This window comes from Plantactinospora sp. B24E8 (assembly GCF_039871735.1).
In the GTDB taxonomy this organism is placed as follows: domain Bacteria; phylum Actinomycetota; class Actinomycetes; order Mycobacteriales; family Micromonosporaceae; genus Plantactinospora.
This window is the reverse complement of the sequence record NZ_JBDPMH010000031.1, coordinates 29,421-54,973: the sequence shown is the minus strand read 5'-3', so window position 1 is coordinate 54,973 and position 25,553 is coordinate 29,421. Positions and strand designations below refer to the sequence as shown.

At 72.7% G+C, this 25,553-nt stretch carries 25 protein-coding genes; 9 read left to right on the top strand and 16 right to left on the bottom strand.

Annotation, left to right across the window (positions count from 1 at the left end):
• Positions 1-4 precede the first annotated feature (4 nt).
• Entirely contained in the window at positions 5-1,051 is a 1,047-nt protein-coding gene (locus ABGB21_RS29485) for a zinc-binding alcohol dehydrogenase (protein ID WP_347656239.1), read from the bottom strand.
• A gap of 171 nt (positions 1,052-1,222) precedes the next feature.
• Here ABGB21_RS29485 and ABGB21_RS29480 point away from each other — a divergent pair, with 171 nt between their 5' ends.
• On the top strand, positions 1,223-2,659 hold the full coding sequence (locus ABGB21_RS29480) for a lysine 2,3-aminomutase (RefSeq protein ID WP_347656241.1): 1,437 nt from the start codon (positions 1,223-1,225) through the stop codon (positions 2,657-2,659).
• A gap of 7 nt (positions 2,660-2,666) precedes the next feature.
• On the opposite strand, the gene ABGB21_RS29475 is transcribed toward ABGB21_RS29480, so the two are convergent.
• Positions 2,667-2,861, bottom strand: a complete 195-nt coding sequence (locus ABGB21_RS29475; protein ID WP_347656243.1) for a CsbD family protein — start codon at positions 2,859-2,861, stop codon at positions 2,667-2,669.
• Positions 2,862-3,098: 237 nt separating this feature from the next.
• On the opposite strand from ABGB21_RS29475, the gene ABGB21_RS29470 reads away from it, so the two are divergent.
• The gene (locus ABGB21_RS29470) at positions 3,099-3,710 is read left to right on the top strand and encodes a histidine phosphatase family protein (protein ID WP_347680517.1); all 612 of its coding nucleotides are present in this window, start codon (positions 3,099-3,101) and stop codon (positions 3,708-3,710) included.
• Here ABGB21_RS29470 and ABGB21_RS29465 read toward each other — a convergent pair.
• The 3 genes from ABGB21_RS29465 to ABGB21_RS29455 form a co-directional block, all read right to left on the bottom strand.
• Positions 3,640-4,146, bottom strand: coding sequence for an Lrp/AsnC family transcriptional regulator (locus tag ABGB21_RS29465; RefSeq protein WP_347656246.1), 507 nt, complete (start codon positions 4,144-4,146; stop codon positions 3,640-3,642). The two genes, ABGB21_RS29470 and ABGB21_RS29465, sit on opposite strands and share 71 nt — an antisense overlap.
• Positions 4,147-4,237: 91 nt before the next feature.
• Positions 4,238-5,401: an acyl-CoA dehydrogenase family protein gene (locus ABGB21_RS29460; protein ID WP_347656248.1), complete on the bottom strand. Its 1,164-nt coding sequence runs from the start codon at positions 5,399-5,401 to the stop codon at positions 4,238-4,240.
• Positions 5,398-6,510, bottom strand: coding sequence for a Xaa-Pro peptidase family protein (locus ABGB21_RS29455; protein ID WP_347656249.1), 1,113 nt, complete (start codon positions 6,508-6,510; stop codon positions 5,398-5,400). Before ABGB21_RS29455 ends, ABGB21_RS29460 begins: the two co-directional genes overlap by 4 nt.
• 166 nt (positions 6,511-6,676) lie before the next feature.
• On the opposite strand from ABGB21_RS29455, the gene ABGB21_RS29450 reads away from it, so the two are divergent.
• Positions 6,677-7,597: a 5'-3' exonuclease gene (locus ABGB21_RS29450; RefSeq protein WP_347656250.1), complete on the top strand. Its 921-nt coding sequence runs from the start codon at positions 6,677-6,679 to the stop codon at positions 7,595-7,597.
• Positions 7,598-7,723: 126 nt separating this feature from the next.
• On the opposite strand, the gene ABGB21_RS29445 is transcribed toward ABGB21_RS29450, so the two are convergent.
• Entirely contained in the window at positions 7,724-8,560 is an 837-nt protein-coding gene (locus ABGB21_RS29445) for an MHYT domain-containing protein (RefSeq protein WP_347656251.1), read from the bottom strand.
• Between the two features lie 660 nt (positions 8,561-9,220).
• On the opposite strand from ABGB21_RS29445, the gene ABGB21_RS29440 reads away from it, so the two are divergent.
• Positions 9,221-9,775 (top strand): alpha/beta hydrolase, encoded by a 555-nt coding sequence (locus tag ABGB21_RS29440; protein WP_347680515.1) that lies wholly within the window; start codon positions 9,221-9,223, stop codon positions 9,773-9,775.
• A 68-nt stretch (positions 9,776-9,843) separates the two neighbouring features.
• Here ABGB21_RS29440 and ABGB21_RS29435 read toward each other — a convergent pair whose 3' ends face one another.
• Positions 9,844-12,780: a DEAD/DEAH box helicase gene (locus tag ABGB21_RS29435; protein ID WP_347656254.1), complete on the bottom strand. Its 2,937-nt coding sequence runs from the start codon at positions 12,778-12,780 to the stop codon at positions 9,844-9,846.
• A gap of 179 nt (positions 12,781-12,959) precedes the next feature.
• On the opposite strand from ABGB21_RS29435, the gene ABGB21_RS29430 reads away from it, so the two are divergent.
• Positions 12,960-13,643 (top strand): HAD-IA family hydrolase, encoded by a 684-nt coding sequence (locus ABGB21_RS29430; protein WP_347680533.1) that lies wholly within the window; start codon positions 12,960-12,962, stop codon positions 13,641-13,643.
• A gap of 20 nt (positions 13,644-13,663) precedes the next feature.
• Here ABGB21_RS29430 and ABGB21_RS29425 read toward each other — a convergent pair whose 3' ends face one another.
• The 6 genes from ABGB21_RS29425 to ABGB21_RS29400 form a co-directional block, all read right to left on the bottom strand.
• Positions 13,664-14,608: a diacylglycerol kinase family protein gene (locus ABGB21_RS29425; RefSeq protein WP_347680513.1), complete on the bottom strand. Its 945-nt coding sequence runs from the start codon at positions 14,606-14,608 to the stop codon at positions 13,664-13,666.
• Between the two features lie 95 nt (positions 14,609-14,703).
• Positions 14,704-15,654: a twin-arginine translocase subunit TatC gene (gene tatC, locus ABGB21_RS29420; protein ID WP_347656256.1), complete on the bottom strand. Its 951-nt coding sequence runs from the start codon at positions 15,652-15,654 to the stop codon at positions 14,704-14,706.
• A 15-nt stretch (positions 15,655-15,669) separates the two neighbouring features.
• A complete protein-coding gene (tatA, locus tag ABGB21_RS29415; protein ID WP_347656257.1) occupies positions 15,670-15,972 on the bottom strand; it encodes a Sec-independent protein translocase subunit TatA in 303 nt (100 codons plus the stop codon).
• A gap of 160 nt (positions 15,973-16,132) precedes the next feature.
• Positions 16,133-16,387: a hypothetical protein gene (locus ABGB21_RS29410; protein WP_347656259.1), complete on the bottom strand. Its 255-nt coding sequence runs from the start codon at positions 16,385-16,387 to the stop codon at positions 16,133-16,135.
• Positions 16,388-16,396: 9 nt separating this feature from the next.
• Positions 16,397-17,476: a YafY family protein gene (locus tag ABGB21_RS29405; protein WP_347656260.1), complete on the bottom strand. Its 1,080-nt coding sequence runs from the start codon at positions 17,474-17,476 to the stop codon at positions 16,397-16,399.
• Between the two features lie 52 nt (positions 17,477-17,528).
• Positions 17,529-18,530, bottom strand: a complete 1,002-nt coding sequence (locus tag ABGB21_RS29400) for a WYL domain-containing protein (protein WP_347656262.1) — start codon at positions 18,528-18,530, stop codon at positions 17,529-17,531.
• Positions 18,531-18,635: 105 nt separating this feature from the next.
• Here ABGB21_RS29400 and ABGB21_RS29395 point away from each other — a divergent pair, with 105 nt between their 5' ends.
• Complete coding sequence (locus tag ABGB21_RS29395) at positions 18,636-19,568, top strand: cation diffusion facilitator family transporter (RefSeq protein ID WP_347656264.1); 933 nt, start codon at positions 18,636-18,638, stop codon at positions 19,566-19,568.
• A 93-nt stretch (positions 19,569-19,661) separates the two neighbouring features.
• On the top strand, positions 19,662-20,753 hold the full coding sequence (locus ABGB21_RS29390) for a DUF3866 family protein (protein ID WP_347656266.1): 1,092 nt from the start codon (positions 19,662-19,664) through the stop codon (positions 20,751-20,753).
• 73 nt (positions 20,754-20,826) lie between these two features.
• On the opposite strand, the gene ABGB21_RS29385 is transcribed toward ABGB21_RS29390, so the two are convergent.
• The 3 genes from ABGB21_RS29385 to rfbA form a co-directional block, all read right to left on the bottom strand.
• Complete coding sequence (locus ABGB21_RS29385) at positions 20,827-21,030, bottom strand: hypothetical protein (protein ID WP_347656268.1); 204 nt, start codon at positions 21,028-21,030, stop codon at positions 20,827-20,829.
• A gap of 82 nt (positions 21,031-21,112) precedes the next feature.
• Entirely contained in the window at positions 21,113-22,471 is a 1,359-nt protein-coding gene (pafA, locus tag ABGB21_RS29380; protein WP_347656270.1) for a Pup--protein ligase, read from the bottom strand.
• Positions 22,472-22,545: 74 nt separating this feature from the next.
• Positions 22,546-23,418 carry a glucose-1-phosphate thymidylyltransferase RfbA gene (gene rfbA / locus ABGB21_RS29375; RefSeq protein ID WP_347680511.1) on the bottom strand — a complete coding sequence of 291 codons (873 nt, stop codon included), beginning with the start codon at positions 23,416-23,418 and terminating at the stop codon, positions 22,546-22,548.
• Between the two features lie 131 nt (positions 23,419-23,549).
• Between rfbA and rfbB the strand changes: the two genes are divergently transcribed.
• Both rfbB and rfbD read left to right on the top strand, forming a co-directional pair.
• Complete coding sequence (gene rfbB / locus ABGB21_RS29370) at positions 23,550-24,563, top strand: dTDP-glucose 4,6-dehydratase (protein WP_347656273.1); 1,014 nt, start codon at positions 23,550-23,552, stop codon at positions 24,561-24,563.
• Positions 24,560-25,513 (top strand): dTDP-4-dehydrorhamnose reductase, encoded by a 954-nt coding sequence (rfbD, locus tag ABGB21_RS29365; protein WP_347656275.1) that lies wholly within the window; start codon positions 24,560-24,562, stop codon positions 25,511-25,513. Before rfbB ends, rfbD begins: the two co-directional genes overlap by 4 nt.
• Positions 25,514-25,553: the final 40 nt, after the last annotated feature.

The window sequence follows — 25,553 nt, the reverse complement described above, 5'->3', positions numbered from 1 at the left end:
GGTCTCAGTCTGCCGCCAACCGGTCCTCGAACAGGACACGCACTCCCGGGACCTGCCGCACCAGCCCCAACGCGTACTCCGCGTGCCCGGGCACGTACCCGTTGCCGATCAGCATCGTCACGTCGGCCGCCAGACCCTCCGCGCCCAACGCGGCCGCCGCGAAACTCGTCGCCATCGAGAAGAAAACCACCGTCCCGCCCGGCGCGGTCGCCAACACCGCCCCGTGCTCACACCCCGGCACGTCCACACAGACCACCGTGACGTCCGCCGGCCCACCCAGCACCCCGGACACCGCCGCCGCCAACCCCACGGGATCCCGCGCATCGGCCAACACCACGTCCGACGCCACCCCGGCGGCCAGCAACCGGTCCCGCTCCGCCGCCACCGGCACCACCCCGACCGTCCGCCGGGCCCCCGACCGCCGCGCCGCCGCCAACGCCAACGACCCGCTCTTGCCCGCCCCGCCCAGCACCGCCACCGTCGGGGCGTCGTAGCGGCGTACCGTCCGGGCGGTCAACGCCGGTGCGCCACACACGTCCAACACCGCCAGACTGAGCCGCGGATCAAGGTCGTCCGGCAGCACCGCCACGATCGACCGGGCGAACAGGATCGCGTGCCCGGCACACGGCACCTGCTCGGCGCGCCCGTCCCAGCGGGCCAGGCCGTCGGTGACGACCAGCGGGGTCAGGGTCAGCGACACCAGCGTCGCCACCCGGTCGCCCGGCTTCACCGGCAGCGGCGAGTCCGGCCCGACCTCGGCCACCACACCGACGAGCATGCCGCCCGAACCGGTGACCGGATTGTGCATCTTGCCCCGGTCGCCGATGATGCCGAGCACCTCCGCCCGGACCGCCGCCCCGTCCCCCGCGTGCTTCTCCGACAACTGCCGGAAACTCGCCGCGTCGAGGTTCAGCCACTCGACGTCGATCCGTACCTCGTCGGACCGGATCGCCGGGGACGGATCCAACCGGTACGCCGCCTGCGGCAGCACCCCGGCCGGCTCGACCACCCGGTGCAGGCCGACCGGAGAAGAGGACAACTCCGCGCCCATGGCCGGACCACCTCCCTCCCCCGCCGACAGTCCGTCAGGCTCCAGACCGGCACTCCGGCAGCCAAGAGCCCATCCTGACGGAAAACTTACGGCAGAATATTTCCTCCACGGGAAATTCTCCAGTAGCGTTCGCAGCGAGGCACCGCCGCACGACAGCCGAGGAGGGCCACCATGACCCAGGCCGAACCCACCACCACACTCCTCACCCCCCACGAGGCGGCCAGCCCCACCACACCCCCGCCGACCACCACCGACACACCCGGCCAGCCGTACGAATACCGCCGCAGGCCCCTCGTCGAACCCGACTGGACCCGCTTCCCCGGCTGGCGAAACGTCACCCGCGACCAGTGGGAATCCGCCCAGTGGCAACGCGCCAACTGCGTCAAGAACGTCCGCCAACTGCACACCGTCCTCGGCGACACCATCGACGACGACTGCTACGCGGACCTCACCGCCGACCAGACCCACCACGCCACCATGTCGATGCTGGTCCCACCCCAGATGATCAACACGATGGTCCCCGACGGACCGGTCACCGCCGACACCTTCCGCGCCGACCCCATCCGCCGCTACATGCTGCCGCTCGCCACCGACCGCCGCGCCGACTGGCCCTCCCACCCCTACGCCACCCGCGACTCACTCCACGAACACGACATGTGGGTCGCCGAAGGCCTCACCCACCGCTACCCCACCAAGGTCCTCGCCGAACTGCTCGCCACCTGCCCCCAGTACTGCGGCCACTGCACCCGGATGGACCTCGTCGGCAACTCCACCCCCACCGTCGACAAGCTCAAACTCAGCCTCAAACCCGTCGACCGGTACGACGCCCACATCAGCTACCTCACCAACCACCCCGAGGTACGCGACGTCGTCGTCTCCGGCGGCGACGTCGCCAACGTCCCCTGGCGAAACCTGGAGTCGTACCTGATGCGGCTCCTGGCCATCGACACCGTCCGGGACATCCGACTCGCCACCAAGGCGCTCGCCGGCCTGCCCCAGCACTGGCTCCAGGCCGACGTGGTGGAGGGACTTGAACGGGTCGCCCGCACTGCCGCCCGACGTGGCGTCAACCTCGCCATCCACACCCACGTCAACCACGTGCAGTCGCTGACCCCGCTGGTCGCCCGGGCCGCCCAGACCGCACTCGAGGTCGGCGTCCGCGACGTACGCAACCAGGGGGTCCTGCTACGCGGGGTGAACGCGACCGCCCCCGACCTGCTCGACCTCTGCTTCGCACTGCAGGGCGAGGCCGGAATCCTGCCGTACTACTTCTACCTCTGCGACATGATCCCGAACGCGGAGCACTGGCGGGTCCCGGTCTGGCACGCCCAGCGGCTCCAGCACGACATGATGGGCTACCTGCCCGGCTACGCCACCCCACGGATCGTCTGCGACGTGCCCTTCGTCGGCAAACGCTGGGTCCACATGCTCACCGAGTACGACCGCGAACGCGGTATCTCGTACTGGACGAAGAACTACCGTACGTCGATCGAGTCCGGCGACGAGACCGCGCTGCAGCGGCGGTACGCGTACTACGACCCGATCGACACCCTGCCCGAGGCCGGCCGGGCCTGGTGGGCCCGGCACGGCGCTCAGCCTGTCCGCTAGGGACGCCTTACCGGTCGAACGTCTCCTTGGCGTTGCGTCCCGCTTCCTTCACGTGCTGCCCGGCCTGCTTCGCCTTGGCCTGCGACTGCTGCATGGCGCCCTCGGACCGCATCGACTCGTTGTCGGTGCGGTCGCCCATCCGCTCCTTGGCTGCGCCCTTCAACTGCTCGGCCTTGTTCTTCATCTTGTCCATGGCACTCATGGCGTTTCCACTCCTCACCTCGGCGGCCCGGTGCAGGGCCAGCTGGCAGTAGGTTGCCCTCCAGCCAAAGCCTGAAACCCGGCTAATAACGGCACGAGGTGCAATAAGGGAATTTCACCCAGCGGCCCTGGCTTCTCGCCGTGACTTTTCACTGTTTGGCGATGGTGCGACACACCCTGTAAGCCATCCTAGGACGCTAGTCTGTGCTTGACGGACCTGGAGTGGTTGACTGGGGGAATGGCAGAGATCGTCCTCGTCCGGCACGGCGAGACCACCTGGAGCGCCAACCACCAGCACACCTCGTACACGGACCTGGAGCTGACCCCGAAGGGCGAACGGCAGGCCCGAGAGGTCGCCGGTCTGGTCGGCGGTCGGCGGTTCGCCGCCGTGTTCGCCAGCCCCCGACGGCGGGCGCTGCGCACCGCCGAACTGGCCGGCCTCACCGTGACAGAGGTCGTCGACGACCTGGCGGAGTGGAACTACGGCGACTACGAGGGACGGACCGCCGACCAGATCCGGCAGGAACGGCCCGACTGGCTGCTCTGGACCGACGGCTGCCCGAACGGCGAGTCACCGGACCAGGTCGCCGAACGGTTGGACCGGGTGCTCGCCCGGGCAGCAGCCCTGCTGGAGACCGGCGACGTCGCCCTGGTCGGCCACGGGCACAGTCTGCGGGTGGCGGGGGCCCGGTGGATCGGACTCTCGACTGCCGACGGCGCCCGGCTGCGGCTGGACACCGCCACCGTCTCCGCACTCGGTCACGAGCACGGACGGCCGGTCATCCTGCGCTGGAACTCGGCGGCTCACCCACCAGCGGCCGGGGCCGGGACGACTCCCGGGCCGCACTGATCCGCGGCGGGCGGCTCTCGTACGGCGTGGAGAGCACCACGGTGGTCCGGGTGGTCACGTTGGCGGCGGTCCGGATCTCCTGCAGCAGCCGCTCCAGGTCGACCGGGCTCGCCACCCGGACCAGCAGCAGGTAGAAGTCCTCCCCCGCCACCGAGTAGCACGAGTCGATCTCGGGCAGGTGGGCCAGCCGCTCCGGCGCGTCGTCCGGCTGCGACGGGTCGAACGGCCGGATCGCGACGAACGCGCTCAGCGGCAGGTCGAGCGCCTCGTAGGAGACCCGGGCCGCGTACCCCCTGATCACCCCGCGCTGCTCCAGCCGACGGACCCGCTGGTGCACCGCGGAGACCGACAGCCCCACCCGCTCCGCAAGATCGGTGTACGACAGTCGACCGTCGGCGGTCAACGCCGTGACGATGGCCCGATCGATCTCCTCCACGACGTGCAACCTACCGGACGCGCGCCGTACCACCCGCAGACCGGCGCGGTCGCTGATCCCGCCGGCGGACGATCCCGGCGCCGCCGGCCGGTCAGCGGGTCAGGGAGCGGGCGATGACCAGCCGCTGGATCTGGTTGGTCCCCTCGACGATCTGCAGCACCTTCGCCTCCCGGAAGTAGCGTTCCACCGGGTGGTCGGCCACGTAGCCGGCACCACCGAGCACCTGCACCGCCTCCGTGCTGACCCGCATCGCGGTGTCGGTGGCGAAGAGTTTCGCCTTCGCCGCCTCCGTCGAGTACGGCCGCCCGGCGTCGCGCAGCCGGGCCGCCGCCAGGGTCAGCGCCCGGGCCGCCGCGACCTGGGTGGCCAGGTCGGCGAGGAGGAAGCCGAGCCCCTGGAACTCGATGATCGGTCGCCCGAACTGCTCCCGTTGCCGGGCGTAGTCGACGGCGTAGTCGAGCGCCGCCTGGGCCAGCCCGACCGCGCAGGCGGCGATGCCGAGCCGACCGCTGTCCAACGCGGACAGGGCGATGCGGAAACCGCTCCCCTCCGCGCCGACCAGCCGGTCGGCCGGCACCCGGGCGTCGTCGAAGGCGATCTGCGCCACCGGCGAGGAGCGCAGCCCCATCGTGCGTTCCGGCTGCTGCGGCACGATGCCGGGGGTGCCGGCGTCGGCGAGCAGGCAGGAGATACCCCGGGGACCGGGCCCGCCGGTCCGGCAGAAGATGTTGTAGAAGTCGGCGACACCGGCGTGGGTGATCCAGGCCTTGGTGCCGGAGACGACGTACCGGCCGCCGTCCCGGGTCGCCCGGGTGGTCAGCGCCGCCGCGTCCGAACCACCCTGCGGCTCGGAGAGGCAGTACGCGCCGAGCAGCTCGCCGCCGATCATGTCCGGCAGCAGCTTGCGTACCTGGTCGCCGCCGTACGCGGCCACCGGGTAGCAGGAGAGGGTGTGCACGCTGACCGCCTCGGCGACGGCCAACCAGCGGCTCGCCAGGATCTCCAGCACCTGCAGGTACACCTCGTACGGCTGGGCGGCGCCGCCGTACTCCTCCGGATAGGGCAGGCCGAGCAGCCCGGCCCGGCCGAGGGTGCGGACCAGGTCCCGGGGGAAGACGCCCCGGGACTCGAAGTCGGCGACCCTCGGCGCGAGTTCACCGTCGGCGATCTCGGTGACCAGGCCGAGCAGTTCGTGGGCCTCCTCGGTGGGCAGGATCCGCTCGACGCCCCGGCCACCCCCGTCGGGTGTGTTCACAGCTGGACCAGCTCTCTCGAGACGGTGTTGAGCCGCTCCACCCCGTCCGGGGTGCAGACGACGATGTCCTCGATCCGGGCGCCGTGCCGGCCGCCGAGATAGATGCCCGGCTCGACGGAGAAGACCATCCCCGGCTCGAGTGGCAGGCTGTTGCCGGCGACCAGGTACGGGTCCTCGTGGCCGTCCAGGCCGATACCGTGCCCGGTCCGGTGCAGGAACGCGGCGCCGTAGCCGGCGTCGGCGATCACCTCGCGGGCGACCGAGTCCACCGCCTCGGCGCTGACGCCGGGGCGTACCGCGCCGACCGCGGCCCGCTGGGCGGCGTGCAGCACCTGGTAGTAGTCGGCGAAGTCCGGCGGTGGCGGGCCGATCACGTAGCAACGGGTGGCGTCCGACCGGTAGCCGGACGGCATCGTGCCGCCGATGTCGACCACCACCGGTTCGCCGATCCCGATCGGTCGGTCGGAGCTGCCGTGGTGCGGGCTGGCCCCGTTCGGACCGGCGGCGACGATGGTGAAGTCGGCGGTGGCGTGCCCGGCCTCCCGGATCGCCGCCGCGATGTCGGAGGCGACCTGCTGCTCCGTCCGGCCGGGGCGCAGCCACTCCGCCATCCGGCCGTGCACCGCGTCGATCGCCGCGCCGGCCGCCCGCAGCGCGGCGACCTCCGCCGCCGACTTGCGCAGCCGCAGCGACCGGAGCACGTCACCGGCCAGCCGCTGGGTGGCGTCGGGCAGCGTGGCGCGCAGCGCGAGGACCTGCTCGGCCCACATCCGGTTGCCCAGACCGACCGTCCGCACCGGGCCGTCGAGCGCCCGCGCCACCAGCGGATACGGGTCGCCGCCGTCCGGGTGGTCGACGATCCGCAGGCCGGTACGGGGTGCCGGGGAGGCCTCGGCGGCCGGCCGTTCCAGGGTCGGCACGATCAGGGTGGGCTCGCCGTACGTGGGCAGGACCAGCAGCGTGAGCCGTTCCTGCGCGTGGGCGTCGTAGCCGGTCAGATAGCGCAGGTCGGAACCGGGCGAGAGGAGGAGGGCGTCCAGGCCGGCCTCGGCGGCGGCCTGCTGCGCGGCGGCCAACCGCTGCGGCGGATAGAGGTCGTCGTAACCCACGTCACTAGCTTAACGGTCGTTCAAGCGTGACACATCGCCGGTCCGGTCAGCCTGATCATCACTTTCCCGGCCCCCGTTCCCGACCGACCCCGGCCCCGTTCCCGACCGACCCGCCGCGCCGACACCGGGATCGCCGTCCCGGGACAGGCTGTGCCAGGCTGTCCGGGTGAGCCACCGCCCGCTGCTCCTCATCGACGCCCCCAGCCTCTACTTCCGGGCGTACTTCGGCATCCCGGAGTCCGCCGCCAGGGCACCCGACGGCACGCCGGTCAACGCGGTCCGCGGCTTCCTCGACATGGTCACCACACTGGTCCGCACCCGCCGGCCGGACCGGCTGGTCTGCGCCCTGGACTACGACTGGCGACCCGCCTGGCGGGTGGCCCTGCTCCCCTCGTACAAGGCGCACCGGTTGGCGCCCGACGGTGGCGAGGTGGTCCCGGACACCCTCTCCCCGCAGGTCCCGCTCCTGCTCGACCTGCTCGCCGCGTTCGGCATCCCGGCGATCGGCGCCGACGGCTACGAGGCCGACGACGTACTCGGCACCCTCGCCACCCGCGAACCGGCGCCGGTCGAGGTGGCCTCCGGCGACCGTGACCTGTTCCAGCTCGTCGACGACAACCGGTCGGTCCGGCTGCTCTACTGCGGCAAGGGCGTGGCGAAGCTGGACGACTGCGACGACGCGGCGGTACGCACCCGGTACGGCGTACCGGCCGCCGGTTACGCCGACTTCGCGGCGCTGCGCGGCGACCCCAGCGACGGCCTGCCCGGCGTGCCCGGCGTCGGCGAGAAGACCGCCGCCCGGCTGATCGACCGGTACGGCAACCTGACCGGCATCCTCGCCGCGCTGGACGACCCGGCCTCCGGCTTCGCACCCGGGCTGCGGACCAAGCTGTCCGCCGCCCGCGACTACCTGGCGGTGGCACCGACCGTGGTCCGGGTGGCCCTGGACGTGCCGCTGCCCCCACTGGACACCACCCTTCCGGCCGCCCCGGCCGACGCCGAGCAGGTGCTCGCACTCGCCGAGAAGTGGAACCTGGCCGGTCCGTGCCGGCGTCTCGTCGACGCCCTCGCCGAAAACGCCGACTGAGGCGACGACGCCAGGAACGTGAACTGACGGGCCGGCCCGCCTCCCCCGCTGCCGACACCCCGGGCGCGGTCGGCCGGTGGTTTCCGGGCCGACGCGCCAGCGGTGGTGGCGGCGTGCCCGGACGGTTCAGGACCGGGGAGGCACCCGGCCGCCGGCCCCGTGCGCGGGGCCGTCGGCCCACGCGCCGACCGGTCCCACCGGCGCACCGTCGGCCGACCGGCCCCCGACCGTGGGCTCGTCGTCGGCGGGGGTGGAGAGCAACGCGTAGAACAGCACAAACGCCACGAAGATCACCAGCAACATGATCGGCAGCAGCAGCATCGACGCACTGACGCCGGCCGGGTCGGGACCGGTCGGCTCCAGACGCACCGACATCGCCGCCATCCCGGTGTAGTGCATTCCGCTGACCGCGACGCCCATCAGCAGCGCCGCACCGGTCACGGCGCCGGTCCGGCGCACGGTCACCGCCAGTCGGAGCGCGACCGTGGCGGCGACCACCGCGATCAGCACCGAGGCGGCCACCAGGGAGGGGTCGTAGTCGATCCGGCCCCGCAACCGGATCGCGCCCATCCCGACATAGTGCATCGCGGCCACCCCGGCCCCGGCGAACAGGCCGCCGAGCACCACCCGGAGCCAGCCGACCCGGCCGAAGCCGACGATCACCAACCCGACACCAACCGTGGCGACGGCGATCAACGCGCTCGCCACGGTGACCGGTACGTCGTACCGGATCTGGGTGCCCGAGACGTCGAAACCGAGCATGGCCATGAAGTGCATGGTCCAGATCGCCGTACCACCGATCGCCCAGGCGGCGAGGTTCAGCCACCAGAGCCGACGCCCCCGGGACTGGCTGTCCCGGGCCCGTACCGCGCAGAGCAGCCCCAGGAAGGAGCCGAGGACGGACAGTCCGTAGCTCAGCGCGGGCGTTGTCCACCCGTAGTGGAAGTGGTCGATCGTGCCCATGTCGCTGATCCCCTTGTGCCGCCGCTGCCGCGTCGTTCGCTTTCCGACTGATGATCACTTTCGTGCTGACCAGCCACAACGGAACCTTCGGCCGCACCTCGCCCCCCGATACGCAGCCGGGCGACACAAAATGATCACGATGAGGGGGATGTCGTACGGGCCGAAGGGCGGACCCCGGGCCGCCCGAACGGCCGCCGCCGGGACCAGTCGGCGCACCGCCCCACGTCCACCTGTCGGAGCCGGTCGGCGCCACTGGCATGCTGTCCGGGTGGCAGACCTCGTGGCGCAACTCGCCGACGCCGAACTGGCCGCCTTCGTCGCGGCCAGCCGGGCCGCGACCGGCCCGTCCGCCCGGGAGCTGGGCCCCCTCGCGGTACGGCGCGCCCAGCGCCGGCGGGTCCAGGCCGGGCCGACCGGACCCGAACCCGCCGTTGTCGAGCAGCTGAACACGCCGGTCGGCGTGCCGGTCCGGCTCTACCGCCCGGGGCGCCGCCCCCGCCCGCTGGTGGTGTTCGCGCACGGCGGCATGTGGACCATCGGTGACCTGGACTCACACGACCGCGCCTGCCGCCGGCTCTGCGTCGAGGCGGACGTCGCCGTGCTGGCCGTCGACTTCCGACGGGCGCCCGAACATCCGTGGCCGGCGGCCGTCGACGACGGGTGGAAGTGCTCCGCTGGGCCTTCGCGCACGCCGACGACCTCGCGGTGGCGGACGGTCGGATCTCCGTCGCGGGCGACAGCGCCGGCGGCAACCTGGCCGCGCTCGCCTGCCTGCGGCTACGCGCCGACGGCGGCCCGCTGCCGACCGCCCAGATCCTCGTCTACCCCAACACCGACCTGACACTGTCGCTGCCGAGCGTCACCGAGAAGGCTGTCGGCTGGGGCATCTCGGTGGATGACATCGCCTGGGGCGCCGAGCTGTGGGTGCCTGAACCGGGCCGGCGCGCCGACCCGGCGGTGAGCCCGCTGCACGCCCCGGACCTCGGCGGCCTGCCGCCGGCCCTGGTCGTCACCGCCGAGCACGACCCGCTGCGGGACGAGGGCGAGGCGTACGCCGCGCGACTCGCCGCCGCCGGGGTACCGGTCCGGCACCGCCGCGAGCCGGGTCTGCTGCACGGCTTCCTCACCCTCGACGCCGTCTCACCGGCCGCCGCCCGTGCCGGGCAGCGGATCTTCGCCGACATCGCCGAACTGGTCGGCGGCGACCACCGGTAGCCGGCGACAACGACGAACCAGCGGTCCGACCGACACGGGCGGCGGGACCGGAGCACCGGCCCCGTTGGTCAGAGCGCGCCGTGGTAGGCCAGCACGCCCCGGTTGATCGCCGCCATCGCCTGGCGGGCGGTCCCCCGCAGCTCCACGGAGGCACCGGCCGAGTCCGCGACCTGGCCGAGCAGGTCCACCACCTGGCGGGCCCACCGGACGAAGTCACCGGCCGGCATGTCGCCGTCCAGGTTGTGCCCGCTGGCCAGCACCTTCGCCAACACCTCGCCCCGGGCCCAGCGGTAGACCGGCCAGGCGAAACCGAGATCCGGCTCTCGGGTGACCTCCAGCCCCCGGGCCGCCTCGTCGGCCTCCAACTCGGCCCAGATCTGCAACGTCGCGTCCACCGCCGACTGGACCGGTCCCCGGGGCACCGAGGCGCGCTCGTCGGAGTCCCGCCGGGCCTCGTACACCACCACCGACACCGCGGCGGCGAGCTCGGCCGGGGAGAGCCCGGCCCAGACGCCACGCCGCAGGCACTCCGCGACCAGCAGGTCGGCCTCGGTCCAGATCCGGCCCAGCATCCGACCCGCCTCGGTCACCTCGCCGTCCGGCGACAGGTAGCCCCGCGCGGTGAGGATGCCGCAGACCCGGTCGAAGGTACGGGTCAGCGAACCGGTCCGGCCCGCCACCTTCTGCCGCAGCTCGGTGGTGTCCTGCTCCAGTCGACGGCGCCGCTCCGCCCAGCGGGCGTGTTCCTCCCGTTCCGGGCAGGCGTGACAGGGATGCCGGCGCAACTCGGCGCGGAGCTGGCTGAGGCGCTCGTCGTCACCCGCGCCGCCCCGGGAACGCCCGCCGCGCCGACCCGCGTGCCGGTCCAGCCCGGTACCGCTGACCGCCGCCGCCAGGTCCCGGCGAGCCGCCGGCGACCGGTGGTTGAAGTGCTTCGGCACCCGGATCCGGGCCAGCACCTCGGCCGGGGTGGTGAAGTCACCGGAGGTGACCCGGCCCGCCCAGCGGTCCTGGGTGAGGACCAGCGGGCGGGGCTCGCCGAAACCACCGACCCCCGGATCGAGCACCACCGCCAGACCGGCCCGACGCCCCGACGGCACCCGGATCACGTCACCGACCCGGAGCCGCTCCAGCGACTCCACCGCCGCCGCACGGCGCTGGGTCTGCCCCTGCCGGGCCAGGGTCCGCTCCCGGTCGGCGATCGCCAGCCGGAGCCCGAAGTACTCGTCGAAGTCACCGTGGTGACAGCGGACCTCGGCCCCGTACGCCTCGATGGTCTCGACGTTGCGCTGCACCTGCCGGGCCAGGCCGACCACCGACCGGTCCGCCTGGAACTGCGCGAACGACGACTCCAGCAACTCGCGCGCCGGCGCGGCGCCGACCGAGCCGACCAGGTTGACCGCCATGTTGTACGACGGCCGGAAGCTGGACCGCAACGGATAGGTACGCGTCGAGGCGAGCCCGGCCACGTGCCGGGGATCCACCTCCGGTGACCAGACCACCACCGCGTGCCCCTCGACGTCGATGCCGCGACGGCCGGCCCGACCGGTCAGCTGGGTGTACTCCCCCGGCGTCAGGTCGACGTGCGCCTCGCCGTTGAACTTCACCAGCCGTTCCAGCACCACGCAGCGGGCCGGCATGTTGATGCCGAGCGCCAGCGTCTCGGTGGCGAAGACCGCCTTCACCAGACCCCGGACGAAAAGCTCCTCGACGACCTCCTTGAACGCCGGCAGCATGCCCGCGTGGTGGGCGGCGAGACCCCGCTCCAGTCCGTCGAGCCACTCCCAGTAGCCGAGCACCGCCAGGTCCTCGCCGGGCACGCTGGTGATCCGGCTCTCCACCACCCGGCGGATCTCGGCCCGCTCCTCAGGGGTGGTCAACCGCAGTCCGGCGGCGAGGCACTGCTGGACGGCGGTGTCGCAGCCGGCCCGGCTGAAGATGAACAGGATCGCCGGCAGCAGCCCCTCCCGGTCGAGGCGCTCGACGATGTCGGCCCGCAGCGGCCCCCGCCAGCGCGGCCCCCGGCCGCCCCGGCCACCCCAGCCAGGGCCGCCGGACGCCCGGTCCCCCAGCTCCAGCCGGCGCAACAGCTCCCGGGTGTAGCGCAGCAGTTCCGGATGCACGTCGTGCTTGCGGGCCGCGTCCGCGTCGTGGAACAGGTCGAACATCCGCCGGTTGACCAGCATGTGCTGCCAGAGCGGCACCGGCCGGTGCTCGCTGACCACCACCTCGGTCTCGCCCCGCACGGTGACCAGCCAGTCGGCGAACTCCTCGGCGTTGGAGACCGTGGCCGACAGCGACACCAGGGTCACCGACTCCGGCAGGTGGATGATCACCTCTTCCCAGACCCCGCCCCGGAACCGGTCGGCGAGGTAGTGCACCTCGTCCATCACCACGTAGGCGAGGCCGTCGAGACTGGACGATCCGGCGTAGAGCATGTTCCGCAGCACCTCGGTGGTCATCACCACCACCGGCGCGTCACCGTTGATCGCGTTGTCCCCGGTGAGCAGGCCGACCAGCTCCGAGCCGTACCGGTCCACCAGATCGTGGTACTTCTGGTTGGACAGCGCCTTGATCGGCGTGGTGTAGAAGCACTTGCGGACCAGGTTTCCCTCGACCGCCCCCGCCACGGCCGCGTCGGCTCCGCCTTCGTCGCTCCCGGCCCCGTCGACCGTACCGGCGGCGGCGACCCCGGCCGAGGCGGCCGCGCTCGGCCCGGCGGGCGCACCGGCGCCGGCGGTGCCCGCCGCCGGGCGGCCGGGCGCGGCCCCCGGACCACCCCGCAGAGCCAGGTGTACGGCGAACTCGCCGACAACCGTCTTACCGGCGCCGGTCGGGGCACAGACCAGGACACCGCTGCCCCGTTCCAGCGCCTGGCACGCCTCACGCTGAAAGTCGTCGAGATCAAACCCCAGTTGCTGGGCGAACTCGTCAAGCGCGGGAAACCTGGTGGCCTGCGCGGCCCGGCGGCGCGCCGCGGCGTACCGCTCGGCGGGGCTCGACATACCGCCAAGATTAATGCTTGGCGGGTGGGCGCACCCCGGCAGGCCGTGGAGCGGGCCGTCGGGAGCAGGTCGGTAGGGTGCAGCACGTGCCGGACCATGCCGAACCGCCCAAGCCACGTACGTCGCACGGAACCGGAGGTTCCGCGGCCCCGACAGCCGCCCGCCGGCCGGTCGACGCGGTGCTCTTCGACTTCCACGGCACTCTCGCCCAGGTGGAGGACCCGGTCGGATGGGTCCAGGCCGCCGCGGCGGAGTGCGGCGCGACGCTGGACCGCGCCCGCGCCACCGGCCTGGCGGACCGGCTCGTCGCCGCCGGCCGACCGGGCGGCCCGTTGCCGGCCCGGGTACCGCCGCACCTGGCCGAGGTGTGGGCGGAACGGGACCTCTACCCGCCCGCCCACCGGGCCGCGTACGTCGGACTCGCCGCCACCGTCGACACCGGCGTGGACGGGCTTCCCGAGGCCCTCTACGAACGCCTGCTCACCCCGGACGGCTGGCTGCCGTACCCGGACACCCGGGAGACGCTCCGGGTGCTGCGGGCGGCCCGGATCCCGGTCGCCGTGGTCAGCAACATCGGCTTCGACCCCCGGCCACTCTTCGCCGCCTGGGAGCTCACCGACCTGGTCGACGCGTTCGTGCTCTCGTACGAGGTGGGTCGCTGCAAACCGGACCCGGCGATCTTCTGGCGTGCCTGCGGTCTGCTCGGCGTCGACCCGGAACGGGCCCTGATGGTCGGCGACACCCCGGCGGACGCCGGGGCGGTGAACGCCGGCTGTGCCGCGCTGGTACTGCCGACCGCCGAGGCGGGCCGGTCCAACGGGCTGGCCTCGGTACTCGATCTGGCACTCACCGACGACACCTGACTCCAGGCGCCGGGGCCGGGTCAGATCAGCAGGCGTACCGCGTCGGGCACGGCGGTCACCGTCACCGGCAGCGGCAGCGCCCGCTCGCCGTCGGCGTACCCGACGATCCCGTCGGCGGAGATCTCCACCGTCCGGGCCCGGTGGCTGTGCACCATCGGATGGTCGACGTGGCTGCCCCGGTAGACCCGGGGCTTGATCCTGGCCAGTGTGGCCCGGCCGACCGGACCGGCGTAGACCACGTCCAGCTGCCCGTCGGTCGGGTCGGCGTCCGGGCAGATCCGCATCCCGCCGCCGTAGCTCGGGCAGTTGCCGACCGCGACCAGCACCCCGTCGAACTCCAGCGGCACGCCGTCCAGCCGTAGCGTGTAGCGCCGAGGGCGGAGCCGGGCCAGTTCCACCAGGATCGCCAGGTCGTACCGGCGGCGGCCACGCGGCCAGGACATCCGGTTCGCCCGCTCGTTGACCAGCGCGTCGAACCCGGCGGCCAGCACCGCGCCGAACCACCGGGAGGTGCCGTCGCCGGCGGTCATCCGGGCCAGGTCGGCCGGGCGGGTCCGACCGGCGGTCAGCGCGGCGGCGATCACCTCGACCGCGGCGAGCGGGTCGGCGGGAAAGCCGGTGCAGACCGCGAAGTCGTTACCGGTCCCGGCCGGTACCGGGCCGAAGGCGACACCGGTGTCGGCGACCGCCTGGAGCGCCAGGTTGACGGTGCCGTCACCGCCGACGGTCACCAACGCGGCGGCACCGTCGGCGACCGCGGTCGCACAGGCGGCCCGGGCCTGGTCGGCGGTTTCCGCCTCGAGCAGGACGACCGGCCACCCGGCCGCGCCGAGCCGGTCGAGCACGATCGGCAGCAGTCCCCGGTAGCGCCCCCGACCGGCCGCCGGGTTGGCCAGCACCGCCAGGTACCCGTCGCGCGGTGCGGCGGCCGGCCCGGCCCCGGACAGCTGATCGTTCGCGGTCACGGCGAGCACCGTACCGTCCGACCCGCCGGATCCGACAGAGCCGCCCCGGACGGATCCGTCCGGGGCGGCTCTGTGGTCGATCAGCGGGGCGTGGCTCAGGTCGCGTCGTCGTAACCCCGGTCGATCGGTTTCGGCGCGGCGACCGGTTCCGGCGCACCGATCGGGTCGATCGTCTCGACCCGTCCGCCGGCGGTGACCGGCTCCGGGGTGAGGTCGAGCGGCGACACCTCGTCGTCGTCGAGCCCGGTGTAGATCTCCCGGCCCCGGCCCCGGCGTCGGTCGTTGAGGAACGCCACCCCGACCGCCCCGAAGTAGAGCGCGGAGAGGCAGAGCGCCAGTGCGGTCATGCCGAACGGATCCGGGGTGGGGGTGACGATCGCCGAGAAGAGGAAGAAGACGAAGACCGCGACCCGCCACCAGCTCAGCAACCGCCGGCCGCTGGCGATGCCGACGAAGTTGAGCATCAGCACGACCAGCGGGAACTCGAACGCCACCCCGAACATCAGGATCATGTTGGTGACGAACGAGATGTACCGGGTGATCTCCAGGGTGTTGGTGACGTCCTCACCGGAGAGGCCGACCAGGAACTCGAGACCCTTCGCGACCACGAAGTACGCCAGCACGGCGCCGGCCGCGAACAGCGGCGCGGCCAGGGCGGTGAAGACGTACGCGTACCGCCGCTCGTGCCGGTGCAGGCCCGGGGCGATGAACGCCCAGAGCTGGTAGAGCCAGATCGGCGCGGCCAGGATCAGCCCGACCCAGAGCCCGATCTTCAGGTCGAGCAGGAAGAGGTCGGCCGGCCCGAGCTGGGTGAACTGGCACTTGCCGTTCACCGTCGAGCCGGGCAGTTCGCAGTACGGCTCCTGCAGCAGCCGACGGACCGGTCGGGCCAGGAAGATCCCGGCGCCGAAGCCGACCAGGATCGCCAGGGACGCCCGGAACAGCCGGTTACGCAACTCCCGGAGGTGTTCGACCAGGGTCATCGAGCCGTCGGCGGCCCGCTCGAAGTTGCTGGGGCCGCGCCGACGGCGCAGCGCGAATGCCACGGGTGCGGACCCGGGTCAGTTGTCGCGGACGCGCTGCACCGGGTCGTTCACCGGCGCCGCCGGGGGCTGGTACCCGGGCTGGTGGACGCTGGTCGGCTGCACCGTCGAGTCACCGGGGAGCGGGTGCCGGGCCGCCTGGGCGTCGGCCTTCTCCGCCAGGTCCTTGTCGTCGTCGGCGAGGCTCTTGGTCTCGGCCTTGATGATGCGCAGCGAGCGGCCGAGCGAACGGGCCGCGTCCGGGAGCCGCTTCGCGCCGAAGAGCAGTACGAGCACTGCCACGAGGACGAAGATGTGCCACGGCTTCAGGGCTCCGACCATGGGGAACTCCAGTTCGGTTTTTGTCCAGCAGAGGGGTGTTGTCCTGGCCCATCGTACGTGTGTCGGGGGCCGTCGCCACCCGCCAGGTTGGTATGTTTCCGGCCCGGCCGGTGAAGTCTTGACCAACGGCAGTCGTCCGTCAACCGGCCGACCTCGGCGTTCACGCCCGCTTGCCGCGCCGGGACTGGATCACCTCGACCCGCCGCTGCACGATCTCCACCTGCTGCTGCAGCTCCTCCGCCCGCCGCTGCAGGGTCAGCGCCACCTGCTGCAGGTGCTCGGCCTGCTCCTGCCGACGCTGCAGGGCCAGGGCGGCCCGACGCAGCCCGGGCAGCCGGATCAGCACCCGGCGGGCGGCCAGCGCGAGCACCAGCAGGCCGAACAGCACCGCCGCCAGCACGATCCACTTCACCACCCGGTCAGCCTAGCGGCTCGCGGTACCGCCCGCCGGTCCGGCGTACCCGGGGTCGGCCGGCGCGGGATCGGCGTAGGCGGGGTCGGCGGGATCGGCGGGATCGGCGTAGGCATTCAGTGCCGCCGCCGCCTGGTCGCGTACCTGTTCGGCGAGTTCGGGCGGGGAGACCACGGTGACCTCCGGGCCGAGGCCGAGCACGAACCGTCGGGCCCAGTCCAGGTCGGTGACCCGGAGCGAGACCAGCCACTCCCGGCCCGAGCCGGCGCCGGCACCCGGGTCCGGCTCGACCCGCTCGCACGGGTAGTACTCGGTGATCCACCGCGCGGGCCGACCGACCCGCAGGGTGACCAGCGGCAGGTCCGCCGAGGGACGGAAGATGCCGGCACTGAGGTCGTGCAGCTGGGCCTGCGCCGGCGGCGCGGCCGGCTCGTCCAGTTCGACGAGGGCGTCGATCCGGTCGGCGCGGAACATCCGCACCGACTCCGCCCGGCGGCACCACGCCTCGAGGTAGGCGTGGCCGCCGACCACCGACACCCGGATCGGGTCCACGGTCCGCTCGGTCGTCTCGTCCCGGGCCGCCGTGTAGTAGGTGATCCGCAGCGCCCGCCGCCGACCCACCGCACCCCGCAACGCCTCCACCCGGTCGCTGTCACCCGGCAGCCGGACCGCGACCGGGGCGTCGGCGTGGTCGCCGGCCGCACTCTCGATCTTGGCGAGGGCCCGCTCGATCGCGTCCCGGTTGGCGATCCCGGGGGTCTCGGCGAGCATCCGCAACGCGACCACCAGGGCCAGTGCCTCGTCCGGGGTCAGCCGCAGCGGACGGTCGATGCCGGCGTCGTAGGTGATGGTGACCGTGTCGCCGTCGAAGGCCATGTCGATCAGGTCACCCGGGCCGTATCCGGGTAGCCCGCAGACCCAGAGCAGTTCCAGGTCCTCGCGGAGCTGCCGCTCGGTCACCCCGAGGTCGGCCGCCGCCTCGGCCACCGCGATACCGGGCCGGGCGAGCAGGTACGGCACCAGGTTCAACAGCCGGGCCAGCCGGTCGGCCGAGGCCCGGGACGCACCGGACCGTTGCGCCGGACGGGTCACGGTGTCTCCTCCTTCGGTCAGTCGGCCGGGCACGCGGCCCGCACCACCGGCGTCACACCGGGGTACGGGCGACGACCACCTCGTCGTGCCGGGTGGCGATCTCCTTCAGCCGCTGGATCACGGCCTCCCGGACCTCCGGTGGGTCGAGCACCCGGACATCGGGACCGTAGCCGACGAGCCGGCCGGCGAGCGACTCGGCATCGGCGTACGCCAGGACCAGCAGGTCGCCGTCGGGTCCGCTGGTCGCCTCCCGGGCCCACCGGCGCAGCCCGGCGGCCCGACCGGGGCGGACCAGCACGGTGGCCCGCCCGGGCCGCTCGACCGGACCGGACCAGCGCGCCACGTAGCTGATGAGGTCGACGTCGCCGGGCGGCTCGAAGGTGCCCGGTGCGCCCACCGGCCGGACCGCGCCACCGACGATCCGGGACAGTCGGAAGCACCGGGGCGCCTGCCGGTCGAGGTCGTGACCGACCACGTACCAGCGGCCGCGCCAGCAGACCACCCCCCACGGCTGCAGCCGTCGGCTCGTCGGATCGTCGCTCTCCGGCACCCGATAGTCGAAGGTGACCGTACGCCGGTCCCGGGCCGCCGAGGTGAGCGGCGCGAACGCCGGGTCGACGGTGACCACCGGTTCCATGTCGAGGGTGGCCTGCGGGTCGACGTCGATGCCCCCGGCCCGCAGTTTGGCCAGACCGGAGGAGGCGGCGGCGGCGAGCCCGGCGTGCCGCCAGAGTCGGGCGGCGATGCCCACCGCGGCCGCCTCGTCGGGCTCCAGCGGGATCTCCGGCAACGCGTACTCGCGGTGGGCGATCCGGTAGCCCGGCTCGGTGTCGAACGCGCTGGCGGTGCCGGTCTCCAGAGGGACGCCCAGCTCCCGCAGCTCGGCCTTGTCCCGCTCGAACTTCCGCTGGAAGGCCTCGTGGTCGCGCGGGTCGTCAGGATCATGCTCGTAGCCCGGTACGGTCGCGGCGATCTGCGCGGCGGTCAGGAACCGCCGCGTGGACAGCAGGCAGATCACCAGGTTGACCAGGCGCTCGGTACGGGTCCGCGACACGCTACAGACGCTAGCAGTCACGGCTGCCGGCGCGGACACCCACACGGGGCGTACCGGGAGCAGGCTCCGCCTGCCCGGACCCGCGCCGGCTCCTAGGCTGACGGTATGGCCGAACGGCAGGCGAACACGGAGAGTGTGGTCACGGTGGTCGTGGCCGGGCTGGCCAACCTCCTGATCGCCGCGGCCAAGGTGCTGGCGGGTCTCATCTCCGGCTCGGCGGCGATGCTCTCCGAGGGCGCCCACTCGATCGCCGACACCGCCACCGAGGTCCTGCTCTTCACCGCGCTGCGCCGCGGCGCCCGCCCCGCCGACGTCCAGCACCCGTTCGGGTACGGCAAGGAGAGCTACGTCTGGGCGTTCATCGCCGCGATCTTCACCTTCGTGGTCGGCGCCGGGTTCTCGATCACCCACGGGGTCAACACGATTCGGCACGGCGAGCACAGCGGTGAGTACGTGGTCTCGTACGTCGTCCTGGCGACCTCGTTCGTCATCGAGTCGGTCTCGCTCACCCGGGCCGTCCGGCAGGTCCGACGACGGTCCCGGGAACGCGGGATCAGCTCCGCCCGGTACCTGCGCCACACCCCGGACACCATGGTGAAGGCGGTGTTCCTCGAGGACAGCGCCGCGCTGATCGGCATCTCCCTGGCCGCGCTCGGGGTCTGGCTCTCCGAGATCACCGGCAACGAACTCTGGGACGGGCTGGCGTCGATCGCGATCGGTCTGCTGCTCCTGGTGGTGGCCGCCGTCCTGGCCCGGAGCAACATCTCGCTGCTGGTCGGCCAGGCCGTGCCGCCACGGGTGCACCGGGAGATCCACCAGGAGCTGGCCGGGCTGCCGACGGTGGAACGGGTCCACACGCTGTTCACCATGTACCTCGGGCCGGACGAGATCCTGGTGGCGGCCAAGGTCGACTTCCGGGACGAGGCGACCGGGGCGGAGATCGAGGCCGAGGCGGACCGGGCCGAACAGCGGCTGGTGGCCCGCTACCCCGCCGTCTCGTACGTCTTCCTCGACCCGACCCACGGCCGGTCACCGTAGCCGACCCGCCCGGTCGGGACCGGTCCGCCCGACCGTCTGCGAACGTCGCACCCGGGGCCGGGCCGGGCGGACGCCCCGGTTACCCTGCCGGCCATGGTGCGATGGCGGTCCGGCACGGTCACGGCGCTCCGACGGCACTGGCACGGCGCGGTGGAACTCGAGGTCAGGCAGAGCGACGGGGTCGACGTCCGGGCGCTCGCCTATCCGTCGCTGGTTGGCACCCCGCAGCCCGGCGACCGGGTGCTGCTCAACGTGAACGCACTGGTGATGGGGCTCGGCACCGGCGGGTACGCCCTGGTCGTCGCGCTACCGGACCGGCTGCCGCCGGACCCGCCCGCCTCGGCACACACCCGCGACGACGGCCACCTGGTCAAGGCCCGTTACACCCCGTTGCAGCCGATCGTGCTCGGCGCGGACGAGGAGGCGTCGCCGTACCGGGAGAAGCTCGCCGACGCCGACGATCTGGCCGGGCTGCCGGTGGTCACCGCCGACCTGCACTCCGCGCTGCCCGCGATCGTGGCCGGGGTCCGGGCCGACGCGCCGGACGCCAGGATCGGCTACCTGATGACCGACGGGGGCGCCCTGCCGGCCTGGTTCTCCCGGACGCTGGACGGGTTGCGCGATCACCTGGTCGGCACGGTCACCGTCGGACAGGCGTTCGGCGGCGACCTGGAGGCCACGAACGTGCACAGCGGGCTGCTCGCCGCCCGGCACGCGCTCGGCGCGGAGCTGGTGATCGTGGCGCAGGGGCCGGGCAACCTGGGCACCGGCACCCGGTGGGGCTATTCCGGGGTGGCGGTCGGTGAGGCGGTCAACGCGGTCGCCGCGCTGGGTGGCCGGCCGGTGGGATCACTGCGGATCTCCGACGCCGACCCGCGGCACCGGCACCGGGGCGTCTCCCACCACAGCCTGACCGCGTACGGCCGGGTCGCGCTGGCCGCCGCCGACCTGGTGGTGCCCACCGGGCTGGCGCCGGCGCTGGCTGACGAGGTGGACCGGGCCCTCGCCCCGCTCGCCGGGCGGCACCGTCTGGTCCGGGTGGACGTGGCCGGGCTGGACGCCGCCCTCCGGGCGGCACCGGTACCGCTCTCCACGATGGGGCGCGGACTCGACGCCGACCACGCGTACTTCCTCGCCGCGGCCGCCGCCGGCCGGCACGCCGCCGCGCTGCTGCGCCAACCCTGAGCGGCGGCTGCGGCACCCCGGGCGGACGGGCCGACGGGCGGTCGACGCGGTCAGGAAGTACGCGTGGTCGGGATCAGCTGAGGAAGACCAGCGCGAGCCAGCCGGCGACCACCGCGACGAGCACCACCGTCAGCACCCAGGTCGGTACCCGGTACTCGCCGCGGCGGTTCCGCTCGATCTCCTCACGGATCTTCGCGCGGCGGCGCTCCAGACGGTTGAGCCGCACCTGCTCCGGGCGACGTTCCTCGCCCTCGTGACCGGGATGTTGATCTGTCATGGCGGGCTCAGCCTAACGAACCGGCCCGCCGGCCGTGGGCCGCACCTCGGATCAGGTGCGCCCGGGCCGGCGGGCCGGTGCGTCACATGCTCGCGATCAGCCGCTCGACGCGTTCGTCGTACGCCCGGAACGGGTCCTTGCAGAGCACCGTGCGCTGCGCCTGGTCATTGAGCTTGAGGTGGACCCAGTCGACGGTGAAGTCCCGGCGCTTCTCCTGGGCGTGCCGGATGAACTCACCCCGCAGCCGGGCCCGGGTGGTCTGCGGCGGCGTCTCCTTCGCCTCGAAGATCTCCGGGTCGGTGGCGATCCGGTCCACCTGCTTACGGCGTTCCAGCAGCCCGTAGAGGCCCCGGCCGCGACGCAGGTCGTGGTACGCCAGATCCATCTGGGCGATCCGCGGATGCGACAACGGCAGGTCGTTCTTGCGCTGGTAACGCTCGATGAGCTGGAGCTTCGTCACCCAGTCGATCTCCCGGGCCACCGGGTCGAGGTTGCCGGTCTCGACCGCCCGCAGCACCCGGCCCCAGAGCTCGACCACCCGCTTCGCGGTCTGGTCGCCGCCCCGGCGCTCGACGAACTCGGTCGCCTTGGCCAGGTACTCCTGCTGGATCTCCAGCGCGCTGATCTCCTTGTTGGAGGCGAGCCGGACCTTGCGCCGCCCGGTGATGTCGTGCGAGACCTCCCGGATCGCCCGGATCGGGTTCTCCAGCGAGAGGTCCCGCATCACCACCCCGGCCTCGATCATCCGCAGCACGATGTCCGCGCTGCCGACCTTGAGCAGGGTGGTCACCTCGTTCATGTTCGAGTCCCCGACGATGACGTGCAGCCGCCGGTAGCGCTCGGCGTCGGCGTGCGGCTCGTCCCGGGTGTTGATGATCGGCCGGCTGCGGGTGGTCGCCGAGGAGACGCCCTCCCAGATGTGCTCGGCCCGCTGGGACAGGCAGTAGACGGCGCCCCGGGGGGTCTGCAGGACCTTGCCCGCGCCGCAGATCAGCTGCCGGGTCACCAGGAACGGAATCAGGACGTCGGCGAGCCGGCCGAACTCGCCGTGTCGGGAGACCAGATAGTTCTCGTGGCAGCCGTACGAGTTGCCGGCGGAGTCGGTGTTGTTCTTGAACAGGTAGATCTCGCCCGCGATCCCCTCGTCGTGCAGCCGCTTCTCCGCGTCGACGAGCAGGCCCTCCAGGATCCGTTCCCCGGCCCGGTCGTGGGCGACCAGGTCGGCGACCGAGTCACACTCGGGCGTGGCGTACTCGGGATGGGACCCGACGTCGAGGTAGAGCCGGGCTCCGTTGCGCAGGAAGACGTTGCTCGACCGCCCCCAGGACACCACCCGGCGGAAGAGGTACCGGGCGACCTCGTCCGGTGACAGGCGGCGCTGGCCGCGATAGGTGCAGGTGACGCCGTACTCGGTTTCGAGACCGAAGATTCGCCGTTCCATGGTTGGAGATTAGTCGCCCGAGGGGCCGATTGGTCACTGTCGGCGGGTGGCGTTGTCCGGGTCGGCCGCAACGGTCACCGGCCGGGGTCCTCCAGGATGCTGAAGAGGTACTCGCCGTACCCGCTCCTGGTGAGCGGTTCGGCCAGGTCCCGGAGCTGGTCGTCGCTGATCAGGCCGCTGCGCCAGACGACCTCCTCGATGCAGCCGACCTTCAGGCCCTGCCGTTCCTCGATCACCCGGACGAACTCGCCGGCCTGCATCAACGAGGTGAAGGTCCCGGTGTCCAGCCACGCCGTACCCCGGTCCAGGGCGGTGACCTGGAGTCGTCCCTGCCGCAGATACGTCTGGTTCACCGCGGTGATCTCCAGTTCGCCGCGTTCACTCGGGGTGAGCCCTCGGGCGATCTCCACCACGTCGCCGGCGTAGAAGTACAGGCCCGGTACGGCGTACCGGGACTTCGGCTTCTCCGGCTTCTCCTCGATCGACAACGCGGTGCCGTCGGTGTCGAACTCGACGATTCCGTAACCCGCGCAGTCCGCGACCGGATAGGCGAAGATCCGGCCGCCGTCCGGTGGCTCACGCAGGGCGAGGCTGCGGCCCAGTCCGCCACCGTAGAAGATGTTGTCGCCGAGGATCAGGGCCACCGGTTCACCGGCCAGGAAGTCCTCGCCGAGCAGGAACGCCTGGGCGATACCGTCCGGCGTCGGCTGCACCATGTACTCCAGGCGCAGGCCCCACTGCCCGCCGTCGCCGAGCAGGCGTCGGAACTGCGGCTGGTCGTCCCGGGTGGTGATAATGAGGATTTCCCGTATTCCGGCCATTACCAGGGTGGACAACGGGTAATAGATCATTGGTTTGTCGAACACCGGCATCAGTTGCTTCGAAACGGCCTGTGTGATCGGCCAGAGCCGCGAGCCGGTGCCGCCCGCCAACAAGATTCCGCGCATTGGCGCAGGTTACCGACCCACCGTAGAACCGGCGGCTTTTTCGTCGGATCACCGACTGGCCGGTTGCCGACGAAACGGCTCGCCGGCCAAATGCGCCGGCATTTCCGGATCCGGCGTAGACTTCCGGTCCCATGAGGATCCTCGTCACCGGCGGCGCCGGATTCATCGGGTCTGAATATGTACGTATGCTGCTGACCGGCACCGGTCCACGGCTCGACCCCGGTGTGGTCACCGTGCTGGACAAGCTGACCTACTCCGGCAACCTGGCGAACCTCGATCCGGTTCGCCACGACCCCCGGCTGTCGGTGGTCGTCGGCGACATCTGCGACCCGGTGGTGGTCGACGAGGTGGTCGCCGGGCACGACGTGGTCGTGCACTTCGCCGCCGAGTCCCACGTCGACCGGTCGATCGTCAGCGCCGCCCCGTTCGTCTCCACAAACGTGCTCGGCACCCAGACCCTGCTGGACGCCGCACTGCGGCACGGCACCGGGCGCTTCGTGCACGTCTCCACCGACGAGGTATACGGCTCGATCGACTCCGGGTCCTGGGCCGAGACCCAGCCGCTGGCGCCGAACTCCCCGTACGCGGCGACCAAGGCCGGCTCCGACCTGCTCGCCCTCGCCTACCACCGGACGTACGGCATGGACGTGGTGCTGACCCGCTGCTCCAACAACTACGGGCCGTACCAGTTCCCCGAGAAGGTCCTCCCGCTCTTCGTCACCAACCTGCTCGACGGGGGCACCGTGCCGCTCTACGGCGACGGTGGCAACGTCCGGGACTGGCTGCACGTCCACGACCACTGTGTCGGCATCGCGCTGGTCCAGGACAAGGGCCGGCCGGGCGAGGTCTACCACATCGGTGGCGGCACCGAACTGACCAACCGCGAGCTGACCGGCCGGGTGCTCGCCGCCTGCGGCGCCGGCTGGGACCGGGTCGTCCCGGTCGCCGACCGGATGGGGCACGACCGGCGCTACTCGCTCGACATCACCAAGATCCGTGAAGAGCTCGGGTACGCCCCGCAGGTCGACCTCGACCGTGGACTGGTCGACACGATCGCCTGGTACCGGGAGAACCGTGCCTGGTGGGAGCCGCTGAAGGCACGACTCGACCCGGCGGCGACCCGCCCCGCCCCGACCGTCGGATGACCGCCCGGTGGCTGGTGACCGGCGCCGGTGGTCTGCTCGGCCGGGACGTGGCCGCCGTGCTCGCCGGACGGGACGGCGCGGAGGTCACCGCCGCCACCCGGGCCGACCTGGATGTCACCGACCCGGTGGCGGTCCGGTCCGCGGTCGACGGACACGACGTGGTGCTGAACGCGGCCGCCTGGACCGACGTCGACGGAGCGGAGAGCCGGGAGGCGGACGCCACCGCGGTGAACGGAGACGGGGTGGCGCACCTGGCCCGGGCCTGCGCCGAAACCGGGGCCCGGCTTATACACGTCTCGACCGACTACGTCTTCGCCGGCGACGCCACCCGGCCCTATCCCGAGGACGCGCCGACCGCACCGGTCAACGCGTACGGCCGCAGCAAGCTGGCCGGCGAACGTGCCGTCTTCCGGCTGCTTCCCCGAACCGGTTACGTGGTCCGCACCGCCTGGCTGTACGGGGCCCACGGCCCGAACTTCGTCCGCACCATGCTCCGGCTGGCCGCCGAACGTCCGCACCTCGACGTGGTCGACGACCAGCACGGGCAGCCGACCTGGTCGTACGCCCTCGCCGAACGCCTGGTCGAGTTGGCCGAGGCAGCCGGCCGGGGCGACGCGCCGGCCGGCGCGTACCACGGCACCGCCACCGGCCAGACCACCTGGTACGGCCTGGCCCGGGAGGTCTTCCGGTGGGCCGGTCTGGATCCGGAACGGGTCCGGCCCACCACCAGTGACCGGTTCCCCCGGCCGGCCCGCCGGCCCGGGTACAGCGTGCTGGGGCACGCCGGCTGGGCCCGGGCTGGCCTGCCGCCACTGCCGCACTGGCGGGACCAGCTGGCCGCGGCGCTGCGGCCGGGCGGCCCGCTGCGCGACGCCGCCCCCGCCGCCCGGATTCCGGCGTCGGGTGCCGCCGGCGTCCCGCCCGGGGTGCCACCGCTGGTCGCGGGCTAGGACGGCGCCCGGATCAGCGGGCAACGGCCGGGTGGGGGGG

What these genes read in the sequence shown, in the direction of transcription:
- ABGB21_RS29485 (WP_347656239.1), bottom strand. Translation starts at nt 1,051, where the DNA reads ATGGGCGCGGAGTTGTCCTCTTCTCCGGTCGGCCTGCACCGGGTGGTC.
- ABGB21_RS29480 (WP_347656241.1), top strand. Translation starts at nt 1,223, where the DNA reads ATGACCCAGGCCGAACCCACCACCACACTCCTCACCCCCCACGAGGCG.
- ABGB21_RS29475 (WP_347656243.1), bottom strand. Translation starts at nt 2,861, where the DNA reads ATGAGTGCCATGGACAAGATGAAGAACAAGGCCGAGCAGTTGAAGGGC.
- ABGB21_RS29470 (WP_347680517.1), top strand. Translation starts at nt 3,099, where the DNA reads ATGGCAGAGATCGTCCTCGTCCGGCACGGCGAGACCACCTGGAGCGCC.
- ABGB21_RS29445 (WP_347656251.1), bottom strand. Translation starts at nt 8,560, where the DNA reads ATGGGCACGATCGACCACTTCCACTACGGGTGGACAACGCCCGCGCTG.
- ABGB21_RS29435 (WP_347656254.1), bottom strand. Translation starts at nt 12,780, where the DNA reads ATGTCGAGCCCCGCCGAGCGGTACGCCGCGGCGCGCCGCCGGGCCGCG.
- tatA (WP_347656257.1), bottom strand. Translation starts at nt 15,972, where the DNA reads ATGGTCGGAGCCCTGAAGCCGTGGCACATCTTCGTCCTCGTGGCAGTG.
- ABGB21_RS29395 (WP_347656264.1), top strand. Translation starts at nt 18,636, where the DNA reads ATGGCCGAACGGCAGGCGAACACGGAGAGTGTGGTCACGGTGGTCGTG.
- ABGB21_RS29390 (WP_347656266.1), top strand. Translation starts at nt 19,662, where the DNA reads ATGGTGCGATGGCGGTCCGGCACGGTCACGGCGCTCCGACGGCACTGG.
- ABGB21_RS29385 (WP_347656268.1), bottom strand. Translation starts at nt 21,030, where the DNA reads ATGACAGATCAACATCCCGGTCACGAGGGCGAGGAACGTCGCCCGGAG.
- pafA (WP_347656270.1), bottom strand. Translation starts at nt 22,471, where the DNA reads ATGGAACGGCGAATCTTCGGTCTCGAAACCGAGTACGGCGTCACCTGC.
- rfbA (WP_347680511.1), bottom strand. Translation starts at nt 23,418, where the DNA reads ATGCGCGGAATCTTGTTGGCGGGCGGCACCGGCTCGCGGCTCTGGCCG.
- rfbB (WP_347656273.1), top strand. Translation starts at nt 23,550, where the DNA reads ATGAGGATCCTCGTCACCGGCGGCGCCGGATTCATCGGGTCTGAATAT.
- rfbD (WP_347656275.1), top strand. Translation starts at nt 24,560, where the DNA reads ATGACCGCCCGGTGGCTGGTGACCGGCGCCGGTGGTCTGCTCGGCCGG.